Source organism: uncultured Acetobacterium sp. (assembly GCF_927416815.1).
Classification (GTDB): Bacteria; Bacillota; Clostridia; order Eubacteriales; family Eubacteriaceae; genus Acetobacterium.
In genome coordinates, this window is sequence record NZ_CAKMJU010000022.1 from 15,060 (window position 1) to 28,600 (window position 13,541).

At 44.1% G+C, this 13,541-nt stretch carries 11 protein-coding genes; 2 read left to right on the top strand and 9 right to left on the bottom strand.

Annotated elements, in window-relative coordinates; genetic code table 11:
* Nucleotides 1–61: 61 nt before the first annotated feature.
* The 8 genes from QZ998_RS03645 to QZ998_RS03680 form a co-directional block, all read right to left on the bottom strand.
* A complete protein-coding gene (locus QZ998_RS03645; RefSeq protein ID WP_296558098.1) occupies nucleotides 62–1,765 on the bottom strand; it encodes a radical SAM protein in 1,704 nt (567 codons plus the stop codon).
* Entirely contained in the window at nucleotides 1,741–3,492 is a 1,752-nt protein-coding gene (locus tag QZ998_RS03650; RefSeq protein ID WP_296558100.1) for a radical SAM protein, read from the bottom strand. The genes QZ998_RS03645 and QZ998_RS03650 overlap by 25 nt, the downstream gene beginning before the upstream one ends.
* A 78-nt stretch (nucleotides 3,493–3,570) precedes the next feature.
* Complete coding sequence (locus QZ998_RS03655) at nucleotides 3,571–3,843, bottom strand: Nif11-like leader peptide family natural product precursor (protein WP_296558103.1); 273 nt, start codon at nucleotides 3,841–3,843, stop codon at nucleotides 3,571–3,573.
* Between the two features lie 28 nt (nucleotides 3,844–3,871).
* Nucleotides 3,872–5,584 carry a radical SAM protein gene (locus QZ998_RS03660; protein WP_296558107.1) on the bottom strand — a complete coding sequence of 571 codons (1,713 nt, stop codon included), beginning with the start codon at nucleotides 5,582–5,584 and terminating at the stop codon, nucleotides 3,872–3,874.
* Nucleotides 5,585–5,599: 15 nt separating this feature from the next.
* Nucleotides 5,600–9,190 (bottom strand): radical SAM protein, encoded by a 3,591-nt coding sequence (locus tag QZ998_RS03665; protein ID WP_296558109.1) that lies wholly within the window; start codon nucleotides 9,188–9,190, stop codon nucleotides 5,600–5,602.
* A gap of 150 nt (nucleotides 9,191–9,340) precedes the next feature.
* Nucleotides 9,341–9,901 (bottom strand): GNAT family N-acetyltransferase, encoded by a 561-nt coding sequence (locus QZ998_RS03670; protein WP_296558112.1) that lies wholly within the window; start codon nucleotides 9,899–9,901, stop codon nucleotides 9,341–9,343.
* Between the two features lie 160 nt (nucleotides 9,902–10,061).
* Nucleotides 10,062–10,526 carry a VOC family protein gene (locus tag QZ998_RS03675; protein WP_296558113.1) on the bottom strand — a complete coding sequence of 155 codons (465 nt, stop codon included), beginning with the start codon at nucleotides 10,524–10,526 and terminating at the stop codon, nucleotides 10,062–10,064.
* A 70-nt stretch (nucleotides 10,527–10,596) separates the two neighbouring features.
* Nucleotides 10,597–11,499 carry a YafY family protein gene (locus tag QZ998_RS03680; RefSeq protein WP_296558115.1) on the bottom strand — a complete coding sequence of 301 codons (903 nt, stop codon included), beginning with the start codon at nucleotides 11,497–11,499 and terminating at the stop codon, nucleotides 10,597–10,599.
* Between the two features lie 120 nt (nucleotides 11,500–11,619).
* Here QZ998_RS03680 and QZ998_RS03685 point away from each other — a divergent pair, with 120 nt between their 5' ends.
* Both QZ998_RS03685 and QZ998_RS03690 read left to right on the top strand, forming a co-directional pair.
* Nucleotides 11,620–12,051: an arsenate reductase ArsC gene (locus QZ998_RS03685; RefSeq protein ID WP_296558117.1), complete on the top strand. Its 432-nt coding sequence runs from the start codon at nucleotides 11,620–11,622 to the stop codon at nucleotides 12,049–12,051.
* A gap of 24 nt (nucleotides 12,052–12,075) precedes the next feature.
* Entirely contained in the window at nucleotides 12,076–12,492 is a 417-nt protein-coding gene (locus QZ998_RS03690) for an arsenate reductase ArsC (RefSeq protein WP_296558118.1), read from the top strand.
* 183 nt (nucleotides 12,493–12,675) lie between these two features.
* On the opposite strand, the gene QZ998_RS03695 is transcribed toward QZ998_RS03690, so the two are convergent.
* A complete protein-coding gene (locus QZ998_RS03695; protein WP_296558120.1) occupies nucleotides 12,676–13,491 on the bottom strand; it encodes a glycerophosphodiester phosphodiesterase family protein in 816 nt (271 codons plus the stop codon).
* Nucleotides 13,492–13,541 lie beyond the last annotated feature (50 nt).

Consider the following 13,541-nt stretch of genomic DNA (forward strand, 5'->3'; position numbering starts at 1 on the left):
TAAAATGCCATGAGCTTTCTGTAACTTATATGGGTTGCAGCCCGTTTTTTTACATCGTAGCCTAAACAAATGGCGAAAACAAAATCAAATGCCGGTCACTCAGGCTTTTTAGTAGCGCGCCGATAGTCGCAGCGGATAAAGACAGTTTTACCGCTGTTTCACTGATGGTAAACTTGCCGGAATAGCTGAGAATGTCAACTTCGATTTGGTTAAGCGTATTGCTATTCAGCAGCGAAAAATCGGGAATCTTCTGGATGACCCAGGTGTCTTTTTCCTGCTCAGCGAGTTCCTGCCATTCTTTAAGAAGACCCTGATAGTTGATCAGTTTTTTATAGTAGTCCACCATTATCTTGTTCTTACCATAAATAAATTTAAGATATCCGGCGGCAATCCCATAATTAAAAGCCAGGTTGAAGTCGGTTCGAATCCGCTCTCTAGGGATCAGACCCTGTTGGTACTGTTGCTTCATTTTATTAGAAACGGCTGAGATAAATCGCGAGCGACCCATGCAGACTTCCGGCAGCGATAATTCTAGGGTATGATTAACCGGAAAATCCTCCAGATTAGTCAGGCATTCCCGGTCTTCCAGAACAATCCCAAATTTCTCGGGATGATTGTAAATCGCGGTACCAGGCAGGGGCATTATAAAGGTTGTCGATAGATCCAGCATTCCGGGCGCCAGATCCAATAACTCCAGTGCTTTTTTTGTGGTCTCGGCCAGGGTTTCGGCACTTTCAAAGGCTCCGCCGATAATATAATTCCCGGTTAATTGGGGTAATCCTTGGGCATAGCAAATCTCCACCACCCTTTTTATGTCGGCAGGGCTGGCCTGCTTGCCATAGGCCTTCAGTACCTCTTCTACCCCTGACTCCATACCGATCTGCATCCGCACCATACCACTGTCAATCATTTCGCGGATCAGTTCGGGATGCTTTACCAAAAAGCCGGGGTGGCCTTCGCAAAACCAGACAAAATCATATTCTTCCCTGAGCTTTTTCAAACCGGATAAGATTTTTTTTAATCTAAGTGGATTGGTGGTAAAGGTATCGTCGCAAAAAAACAGGTATCGGGGGCCTTGACTATTTTTTAAACGCGCTGCTATTTCAGCCAGTACCGCTTCCGCAGTTCGCATCCTCAAATTTTTGGAATTTCCGCCCTCAAAACAGAAGGCACACCGGTAGGGACAGCCCCTGGCGGTAATCACTGACAACAGTGGACGTTCCTGATAATCAAGGACATCTTCATTACGGGGAAATTCGTATTTTGAGAAGTCCTCCAGGTAGACGTAATCAGCCTTTTGAGCGGGTCGGATTTCTCCGGGAACAAGCACCGCTTCGCCTCTGATTTTGGCATTTAACCAAGTTAAAAGGCTTTCTTCGCCTTCGCCTTTTAAAATGCCGTCAGCCTGATAAATTTCCAGATCGTCTTCAGTCATATGGAGGGTCTGGGGGCCACCCACAATCACATAAAAATCATAACGCTTTTTTAAATAGGTGATGATGGCCGCCACCGCTGAATGATTATCAAAATCACAGTAAAAACAGACCGCAAACAGGCGGTCTTTCATTTTCTCGATCGTTTTTACCGCGTCGGTAGTAATGCCAGTATAAGCTTTTGCATCATAGCCATTGGCATTGAGTTGCGCCGCCAGAGTCAAGATCCCCAGATTTTCGATCATTTCGAAAGTTCGTCCGCGGATCATCCGTTGGGTGTAGACCAATAGAACTTGGGGTTTCTCAGTTAGGGTTTTCGGTATAAAATCCACTTATTCCCCTCCATTTTATTCAGGGATTGTTGTGCCTGCTGATAGAAACCAGCATTTTCTCCCTGGGGATCCAGTTTCATTTTTCCCTGTTGCAGAACTTCTTTTTTGGAAAGCTTGCCATTACATAATTTAAGCAGGGTATAGTCGATTTCATCTACTTCTTTATCAAATATTTGTGGTTTTTGGCCACTGACATCGGTGTAAAGCCACAATTCAAAAGTCCGGTGGACAATCACCGCCTCATCATTGCTTCCTAATTGATCATTAATCAGATACTCACCCGAGGCTCTCATTTTCCAGTAGGCATCATCAATCGGAATATTCTTATAGACATAATCATTCCAACGGGTAAACACCCCGTATTGTCGACCCAATCGATAGGAATCGAGAATCACCGCTTCGGGAATCTTTCCATCAAAATAAATTTTGCGCATTTCATTCTGGAGTCGTTTGTTGGCCTGCAAGCGAACATTGATCAGATCGGTAAAATCCAGTTCTTTGGTTCGGGAAAGGGGAATGTCCTCATTGCAGCAATCAATCAGATCGTCATAGATGGTCATCCCGAATTTTTCCGGATTAAGGGTTATCGGGGTTTTGGGATAAGGCAGAAATGAAAAATAGGCGGTTTCAAACTGACCCGGCGCCCGATAAAGCAGTTCCATAATCAAATCTTCAGATTCTTTGATGGTTTCCCTGCTTTCATGGGGGCCGCCAATAATAATATTACCAGAAATCCCATGAATCCCCGACTCAACGCAATGATCAATGACATCGACAACCATTTTTCGAGTTATTTTTTTATTATAGCTTTTGAGAACCTGATCACTTCCCGATTCCAGACCAAAAAAGATTTTCTTAAGCCCCGCATCAGCCATATTTTTGGCCATCTCCCGGTGCTTGTCAATGGTCGAAATATGGGCACTGGCAAACCAGACAAAATCATAGTCTTTGCGAATTTCTTTGATTTCCTGACAAATCTGGTTGACCCGTGTATGATCCAGTGTAAAGGTATCATCGAGAAAATTGATATAATTGATGGCCGGATTTCGCTTGAAATTCTCCCGGATTTCAGTTATCAGGGAAGGAACCGAGTGCCGGCGAACCCGTTTAGCATTAGCTCCTTCGTAGCAGAAGGTACAACCAAAAGGACAGCCCCGGCCGGTTAAGATTGGGAGCAGTCCGTAATGTTTATAATCATTGGTCAGGGTAATGTCTGGCCAGGGAATATCATCTAAATCTTCCGGGGGTTTTCGTGACGGCGTTTCCACCAGGCTTCCGTTTTGATCCAAATAGATAATCCCCTGAATCAATTCGAGCGCACCCTTTTTTTTAATGAAATACTCCATCAGCTCCAGCATGGTTTCTTCGCCCTCGCCAATACAGGCCGCCTCAATTGCCGTTTCTTTTAAAAATTCGGCGTCCATTCCGGAAGTTTGTGGCCCGCCCGCCAGCAAAGTCGCTTCGGGATAGCGTTTTTTTACTTCCTGGGCAAAGGTTTTTACCCAATGCACATTGTTAAAATCACAGTAGAAACCGATGATTCGGGGTTTATTTTCTGTTTCCATCAAAGCGATAACATAATCCAGAGCTTCCTTGGCGTAGCCTTGAAACATTTCGACTTGATAGCCTTTTTTTGTTAATAATTGGGTCAATATATTCATTCCCAGATTACTGCCAGGAATATAACCGCTGACATAGCGGTGCGATTTGATCAATAATAGTTCCATGTCTCTATCCCCCTTTGAACTGCTGACTGTAGCCATCCTAGTCAGCACTTCGAAGGGGAAAATCCCCTTCTTCGCTTATTAAGCTCGAGCTGTTTGTGTTGCTGTAAATGCATAATCTACGCCAACAATACTTAATCCACCAGCAGCCTGATCTAATTGATCATCACTGATTGGTTGTTTTTCCTGTGCTTCTTTAAAAGCAGCATCAAATTCAGCTGCTGTACAGCTGTAACCTAATTTTGCAACAACTGCATCAAATTCTGCTTCAGTTTTAGCACCATCAAGTTGTTTTGCCAATGCCTCATCGGTTAATACTTTTGCGGCCAATGCCTTTGCACCATCAATACTCATGTTTTTCTCCTTCTAAAAAGTATTTTGACTAAATCACAAAATGTGTAAGCCAATATTTAAAATTAAATTGATATAAAATATCAACTAATTTTTCATGGAACTCCGCCTGGTTCTTATAAGGATCGCCAAATATTGCAAACAATTCGGCTTCGATCTCAGCCAGGCTTCTTTTTCCAGCACAGCGCAGCAGCAGCTCATACTCCAGCGGTGAAAGCGCCATGCCATCCAGTTTTGGGAACCCTTCGGTAAAGGTCATCGTGCGCCATATTTCAAAGGTACGCTGGGGATAATCGCTGGAAAAATTGAGTGATTCCTCAAATGCCTGTCCCTCGTTTAAATAAAGCACATAATAATATTCATAGGCTCTGGGATTGGCAGAAATTTCCTCAAACCAGCGGCTGCGGATGCCATAATTCAGGGCGGCTTTAAACTGTTTCATCACCGCCTGCTGTTTTAATTCATGATTTTTGATTTTATCTTGCATGCTTTGGCGAATCACCTTATTGAGTTCCTGTCGGTTTTTCATCACCTGATCCTGACTTTTTCCCCGGGGTGTGACAAAGGGGTAGTCGTCGCCGGACAACCGGCCGGACTGATCATGCAGCTGCAAATTGAATTTTTCGGGATTATTTAATATCTCGGTACCGGGATAAGCTCTTAAAAAGCCGGTGATGATATCAATAACTCCCGGAGCTCGATCCATCAGCGTTTCGATCAGAGCCGCGGTTGCCCCAGGTGTTTCCTCCGGACCGCCGACGATAAAATTGGTGGCAATCTGGGTCAGGCCGCAGTCAGCGGCGTAGGATACAAACTCAATGATGTCATCAATCTGGACATGCTTGTTGTACTGGTCAATAACCTTCTGATCGCCCGACTCAATGCCGATCTGCAAGCGGATCAGCCCGGCCTCGATCATCGTCGGTAGAACATCCATCCAGTCTTTGATTCGTCCCACATGACATTCGCAATACCAGACCAGATCGTGTTCTTTTCTGATTTCCTTCATACCCTGGCAGAATGCTTCGATTCGCTCGCGGTTGAGGGTAAAGGTGTCATCCATAATAATAATATAATGCAAATCCGGATTGTTTTTTAAATTTAGTTTAATTTCTTCCAGTACCAGCGGGATGCTTCGCAACCGGACCTTTTGCTTGCCCGGACTGGGCGCACAATAGGCGCATTGATAAGGACAGCCGCGGCCGGTAAAAATCAGTTTGCCGTAGGCGTGATCGGTATGCAAGGATGCGTGATAGGCAGGCAGTGGTAGGGCATCAAGGTCTTCAATGATTACCGGCGGGGTTTCTCTAAAAATCCCATCTTTAATCATCACCAGCCCCTTGATCTCACTTAAATCGCCGTCTTCTTTTAACACGGCCTTTAACAGTAGCGGTAGCGACACTTCGCCCTCGCCCCTTAATATAAAATCGGCCTGGCTATCTTCTAGAAACTTTTGCCCCAGGCCAATGCTTTGGGAGCCACCAACCACAATCGGAATATTATAGCTTGCTTTTATTTTTTTAGATAAATCCGCAATAATTTGAACATTATCAAAATCACAGGAAAAGCCCACCGCATCCGGTTGGTTCTTTTTTACTTGTTCCAGAAGCTCTTCCGGTTTGCCATGAAAAACCAGCGGTTCAAAGCCAGCTTCTTCCAGCGTTCCAGCCAGATAAAAGAGCCCTACATAATCATGGGTACTGGTTTCATATTTTTTTGACACATTACACAGGAGTATCTTCATTTTATTACCCATTTTCTAGAACGGAACAACAAGCAGCCAGTATTTTTTATCAAAAACTTTCAGCGTCTCAATGATCCGTTCCCTTAATTCATTAGGACTTTCCTTAAATGGTTTTCCAAATCGCTGATACAGGAGGTCGGTAATGGCGGCGATGGTGCTTTTGCCGGTGCAGTATTTCATGATTTCATATTCAAAGGGTGACAGCGCCTCGCCCCATAACAGCGGATAGCCCTGGGAAAAATCGACATCCCGCCACATTTCAATCATCCGCTGGGGGCGCCAGTTGGGCAGTTCGGCCGGATCCACATCGATCACCCGACTGGCCGATTCCCTGGCCAGCATGGTGTAATAAGCGGTCAAAGTCGGCTTATGGTGGGAAATAATATTAATCCAGTATTTAGGGCCGTTGGAGGCCATCGATGTTTGGTAGCACCTTAAAATATCCTCATGACCCAATTCCCCGTCACTTAACATGATCTTAATCTCATCCACAAAGCTCTGGAGATATTCTTGATAGGCTCCCATGATCTCCCGCCGATCCATCGTTTCACTATCCATAATCGGGTAATCAGAAATACAACCGAGACCCTGCCTGTCGTAAATCGTCAGTCCGTATTTTTCGGGATGCAGGCCAATATCGGTCATCGGGTAAGGCATTACAATGCTGGGGGCGATTTCCATCATCCCCGGGCCCAACCGCAGCAGCTTGGCGCCAAAGGCCTTGTTTTTTTCAATATGTTCCCGGTTTTCAAAGGGACCACCCACCAGCAGGGCACCGAAGACCTGCTGCACGCCTGCATCATAGGCCGCCTTAACAACGGTTTCCACCATTTCCGGGGAGATGTTTTTGCGGTAAATTTTAAGCATTTCCTGATCCACGGTTTCAATGCCGATTTGAAGCCGGTTAAGGCCGGCATCCACCATGGTTTTTAATACTTCTGGCCGGCGGCTTAAGGACACCACATCGGCCTCACAATAGAACTGAAAGGGTTTGACAGCCTGAAGGGCTTTGGCCTCCTGGCAGAAGGTATCCAACCATTTGGGATCAGTCACCAGGGTGTCGTCGCAGAACTTAAAATAACTGAGTTCCGGATATTTTAGCAGAAAATATTTCATTTCCGCAATAACGTTGGCTACACTCCGCTGCCGCATCGGCCGTTTTAATGCCCCTTCATGGCAGAAAACACAATGGAAAGGACAACCTCGGCTGCTCATCAGATAAAGGCTGGAAAAATCAATCGGGGTAATGCTTTTATGATAGGCTGGAAAGGGCAGATCATCGAGATTTTCCACCACCGGCCCTTCGCCCCTATCGATGCACTCCCCGTTCTCGTTGAGATAAAAGATGCCGGCAATCCCATCCAGGTTTTGCTGTTCTTTTAAGGCATTAAGAACTGCCACCATCGCCAATTCGCCTTCGCCTCTGACAATCGCACAGGCTTGGGACTGTCGCAGATAATCTTCATCTAAGGATATCGCTTCGGGGCCGCCAATCAGCACCGGAATCCCATGCATCTCGGTAATTGCCGCACTGACTTTTTTAACGACATGCTTATTTTCAAAATCTACCGAAAAACCAATCCCGCAAATTTCATTAAAGGGGTATTGTTTCAGATAATCGATCGCCTGATCCGGCCGGCATTCACAGACAATGGCGTCATAACCTTTGGAATCCAAATAGCTGGCCAGGCCATAAATGCCCAGAAAGGCACCATTTCTGCTAAAGCCGGCGATTTCCATCCCAATGGTTGATAATTTAAACAGAATGAATTTATTTTTCACGGCATTCTCCACTGCATTTTTCTGATTCTCCCATTCTTTATCTACCGTTTTGGCGTTTAGTGCCCCTGACAACACACACATACCCACGGCTTCCAGTTTTTTGATGGTCTCCAGCAGGTGCAGCTTAAAGGCGTCAAAACTCTTAAAACTGTTCTGATACTCCGCGAAAAGTATCTCGGCCATCTCGTTGATGGTCAGTTTTCCGGAGCTGTATTTTAATACCTCAAATTCAAAGGGAGAGTAAACAAATCCATTTAACACCGGTATTTCTGCCGCCAACTCAGGGGTCAGGGACAACAAAGCAATGCGCTGCGGGTGCGTCTCAAAGACCGTTTCTCCTTGATAATCTTTGGTTAGCTTATCACCCCGAACGCGCGCCTTATACTGGGCATCAAAATAGGGGTAGCGAGAATAAGCCAGTCCCTGCCACATCCCGCTGAGGCCGTATTTTTCACTGAGGGCATAGCTTTCCAGAATGACCGCATCGGGTATTTCGCCATCACTGAGCATTTTTCGCATCAGTTTGATATTCATTTCAAAAAACTCATTTCGAGCGGCGCAGATTTCTTCAATACTCAGGGTTTTAGTTTCTATCACCGGAAAGTCTCCCACCGATGTGAGCGCCTGTTCATCCTTCACAAAAATCCCAAAGGCTTGCGGATCTTTTGACATCGCAGTTTCCGGGAAAGGCATATAGAAGGTGCTGACCACCTCCACCATCCCCCGGCCGGCTTTGATCATTTCATTTACGGTATCAAAGGTAAAATCTAGGGTTTCTCGGGTTTCCAGCGCCCCACCAATAATGATGTTACCAACCAGTTGAGGCAGTCCGGCGGCGTGACAAATTTCTATGACTTCAAAGAGACCTTCCCTTTTTATCTTTTTGTTATAAATATCAATGATATGCTGGTTACAGCTCTCAATCCCGATCTGCATCCGTACCAGACCGGCATCAACCATCATTTTTACAATTTCCGGATATTTGATAACAATATTGACATGGGCATCGGCGAACCAGACAAAATCGTGTTCTTTGCGCAGCGCTTTGAGTTGTTCGCAAAAGCTCCGCACCCGCTCTTTATCGAGGGTGAAGGTATCATCGCCAAAAAAGATGTATTTCACATTGGGGTTTTGTTTTAGTCGACAGCGGATTTCTTTGATCACGCTTTCGACACTTCGACGCCTGACATTCTTGCTATTCCCCCCCTCATAACAAAAAGAGCAGTGGAAAGGACACCCTCGTCCTGACATCACTGCCATATGATTAATGCCCTGATGTTGGGCGGATTTAATTGTACCGGTAATAATCGGCAGTTCATCTAAGTTTTCAATGGCCGGATAGATGCCATTATCATAGTAGCTGCCATCATTCCGGAATGAGCACATCCCAGAAATACTTTCCCATCTTTCTGTTGCTTCATCTTGAATGGCCTGGATGGCTTCGTAAAGGGAATACTCACCTTCGCCTCGCATCATCGCGTCGGCCTGGCTGGCGCGCAAAAAGTCCTCACCCAAACCCACGGTCTGGGGTCCACCGACAAAAACGATAGCACCGTAGCGCTTTTTTATCTCTCTGGAAAAACTTTCAACGGCTGACTGATTCTCATAGTCACAATATAAACCCACCACTGTATTTTCATCCGAACCAGTCGCTTCAAGAAATTCCAGCCCTTTTAACAGCTCTCCTGAAAAAACAGCCACATCAATCCCTTTGCTGGCCATCATTTCTGCCAGCGACATATGGCCTATCGGCTCAATTTGGGTAATTGAATGAGTTCGGGTTCCGCGATGAATAAGCATCAGTTTTACGTTGATCGTTTTCACTATGTGCCTCCCAGATTAATTTTTATGCATCCTTAAAATCTATTTCGTAAATTTCTTTTATTTTCAGTGTATTCTTTTTTTTGTGCTTTGTCTATTGCTTTTTTGTTAAATCGACTGCACTTTTTTTATACATTTCCTTTATGAAATTTTTCATCCTTTCAATTGATCCAATGCCTTGATGGGAATAACCCGTTTTGGATTGGCACCATGCTCACCAATTATTTTTTCCATCCAGATCATGTCATACCAGGTTTCGAATTTATAACCGCATTTTGAAAAATGACCAATGGTCTGATAGCCCAGATGTTCATGAAAACCAATACTCCCGGGATTGGGATAGGCAATACAGGCATACAAATTACAAATGTTCTGCTTTTTCAAGACTACCTCTAGGGCATGGTAAAGCTTTTTACCCACCCCGCTTTGACCCTTGTCCTGTCTGACATAAATGGTGGTTTCCACCGCCCAGTCATAGGCGGCTCGGTTTTTGAACTCCGAAGCATAGGCATATCCGAGGATTTCCGCTTCCTGTAGAGCCACCAGAAAAGGGTATTTGGTCAATATTTTATTTATTCGTTTTTTGAATTCATCAAGGGTCGGCACGGTATATTCAAAAGTGATCGCCGTTTCTCTGACATAGGGCGCATAAATACCCAATAATTGTTCTGCATCTGACTCATTTGCCATCCGGATGGCTATTTCTGTGTTCATATTTATATCCTTTTCTTCGTAATTCTAACGCATTTTTATTATAGCATTTTAAAAACTAACGTAAAAGAATCCCCTTAAAATTTTTTAAAGGGACTCTTCGTTTGAATTAAGTGCTTCAATTTAGCGCCCGGTTCAATTCTGTAGTCGAATTGAACTTAGTTTACAGAAAACTTTTAACCACTTCCGCCGGCATCATGGTTCGCTCCACAATTGCTTCGATGGTCATGCCCTGGTCATAAAAACGCTGGCAAACCATGGCCATACTTTCTCCGACTTCGATAATATGATAATCCGGATCATAGAAACGGATGGTTCGCTGCCCCCAGGCGGCTTCCTCGACATTGTGCAAATATTTTATCCCCTCAAAAGTTTTTAAATGTTCTAAAAAATCATCCAGCTTTTCTTCTTCAAAGTATAGCTCCATATCGTTTCCTCGATAGACAATCGCCGTTTCTTCGGTATTAATAAATTTTGCCCAGAGTGCCTTTTCCTGCAGTGAAAAGCCCGCGTTAAAGGTAATATTCTCACCAAAATCCATCACCACTTCCAAACCAAAAACATCACAATAAAAAGCCCGTGAACGATTGATATCATCCACTACCAGCATGGCTGCTTCAAATTTCATATCTTAACCTCCTCGTTTTTAATTATTCTACCTGACTAATCACGACACCTGTCTGTCATGTTTAAATTGATCACTGGTATTTTTTTACAAGTTTTTTCGCGATCATCAAAAAATCTTTTCGCAGCGCTTCGGGCTTTATTAATTCGACCCCATCACCAAAACTCAGCAACCAACTGAACAAATTTTCTTGGCTGGCGAAATAAAATTCAAAACGGAGTTTTCCCTCCTGGGTCATTTGATAACAATCCAACCCGTATTCATCAATCAGCCGCCATTTCATAATTGGGTCAAATTCCGCCACCAGATGAATCTGGCTGGGCATGGCCAATTGCTCTTGACTGTTGTATTTTGGCAGATCACGGGGCTTATAGGTCTCCTCCCGCACCTGCAAATCCCAGAGCCGGTTGAGTTTAAAGTGCCTAAAATCACAACGATCTTGACAATAGCCCCAAATGTACCAGGATGACCATTGATAAACCATCAAATAAGGCTCAATCTGTCGGCTGCTTTCGCCTTTTGGTGAGTAGTAATAAAAAGTAATGAGCCGCCTCTGATCAATGGCTTTTTTAATGATTTCAAATTTGGGAGCCAATGAATTTTTATAGTGTGAGGACAGATCAATGACAATATGATTATCCGGCTGGGTCGCTCCCCCACTTACTGCCAATTTGTCAATTAATTGCCGATACTGATTGGTTCCGGCCACGCTGTCGAGACTCTTAAGTCCAGCCAGGATGGACTGCAGCTCCGCTGATGATAACAAGGTTTTGTCGATCTTATACCCTTCCATAATAGCGATCCCGCCGTTTGCCCCCTGGCTTGTCGTCAGCGGAATTCCAGCCTTGCAAATATTTTCAATATCCCGATTAATGGTTCGGCGGGACACTTCAAAGATCTCAGCCAGATAGGGCGCCGTCACTTTTTTTTGTTGTAGCAGGATCGATAGTATGCCAATGAGACGATCAATTTTCATGTGCTTATTCTCCTTGTGATTATCCTGTCACTATTTTACCATAAAAATTAACACAATCATGATAGTTCATATCTTTTGTTGATGATATGATTTAAGGAAATCTTTTTTAGGAGTGATCAAATGATTAAAGTACTATTTGTCTGTGTCCATAATGCTGCCAGAAGTCAGATGGCCGAAGCTTTTCTAAACGATTTAGGGAAAGACTACTTTTTTGCTGAAAGCGCCGGTCTGGAGCCGGGCACCATCAACCCCCTGATTGTCAAGGTTATGGCAGAAATAGGCTATGATCTCAGTCAAAATGATACCAATTCGGTATTTGATTATTATAAGGAGGGGCGTTTGTATTCCTATATTATTAAGGTTTGTGACCTGGAAAATGGCCAGCGTTGTCCGATTTTTCCACTGGCCAGAAATGTGCTTGACTGGACCTTTGAAGATCCCGCTGCTTTTACCGGTACCGAAGAGGAAAAACTTGAGAAAGCCCGACATCTGCGCTACAAAATCCGCGAAAACGTCATTGATCTGATCAACACCTACAAGAATTCCATTTAAATTTAAAACACCAAGGAGAAACCTATGAGCAAACCCAAAGTCGCCTTTATCTGTGTCCATAATTCTTGCCGCAGCCAGATGGCTGAAGCGCTGGGCAAAAAATTTGCCAGCGATGTCTTTGAAAGCTATTCAGCAGGCACCGAAACCAAACCACAAATCAATCAGGATGCCGTCCGTTTAATCAAAGAACGCTACAGTATCGATATGGAAGCCACCCAGCATTCTAAGCTGCTGAATGATCTTCCCGCTATTGACATTGTCATCAAAATGGGGTGCAATGTTGTTTGCCCCTACCTGCCCGGCCGTTATGTTGAAGACTGGGGCCTGGAAGACCCGTCCGGAAAAAGCGATCAAGAATTTATCGCAATCATTGACCAAATTGAGGATAACATAAAAAATTTAGCCGCGGCTATCAAAAATAATGAAATTGATCTAACCTGAAAAAAAGCCGGAAAACTTCAAGTTTTCCGGCTTTTTTCTTTACTTTTTCATTTCTTTTTTTATCCTGGCGCTCATTGTCGTACCGCATCCTTTGCGATAAACTCACAGGTGTCGCAATAATAATAGGCAGCGCTAAGGGTTTTTACAGTGATTTCCCGGGTTTTACTGCCGCAGATTTTACAGTTATGGTTCAAAATATTCAAAGATGATCGCATCAAATTTTTTCTTGCAATACTCAATGTCATCGGTATCCTGAACCGTCCATCCGATCAGCCTTCCGGTTAGTAAATGAAATAGGCTAAGACCCAGTTTGCGCCGGGCATCGCCATGACAAAATGCCATAAAATGGGGGCGCGTGATAAAATTTGTAGCAAATGAAATGATTAGCAACCGTTGCCACAATTTAACATCCAGTCCCTTGAGGCTTTTATACCCTACCGAAAGCTGACCTCTTACCACATCGGGCCGGTTTTTATAAAACCATCTGACAATTAACGGCTGAAAAGACTCGACACAATATAGTCCGTTATATTGATCAAGATGATTGGCCGTTTTCGAGCATAACTCACTGAGATACTTTGTGTTTTTCAGTTCGACAATCAGGGGAACCCGACCATCCACCATCTTCAGAACATCTTCAAACAGAGGGATTTTTTCTTCGGTATTTCCCAGGTTATAAGTCAGCAATTCTTCATAGCTACAATCAGCTATCAAGCGCTCCGCCCCACACAAACGCAATAAATCATCATCGTGAAAGACAACAATTTTTCCATCGGCGGTAAGATTTAAATCCATTTCGATTCCATAGCCGGCATCGACTGCTTTTTTAAAGGCCGCCATCGAATTTTCCGGAATTGACTTATCCTTTTCGTGCAATCCCCGATGGGCATAGTAACTGGTCCAGAGTCGATCATCGACCTCCTTTGGCATTCTGCCCGGTAGAAGCAACAAAATATAAATGATAAATATGGCTATTCCTGCCACGATATACAGTGTCATGTACCCTCACCCACTTCTATTAATCTAAATCAATTCCTTTCTTTTAAAAT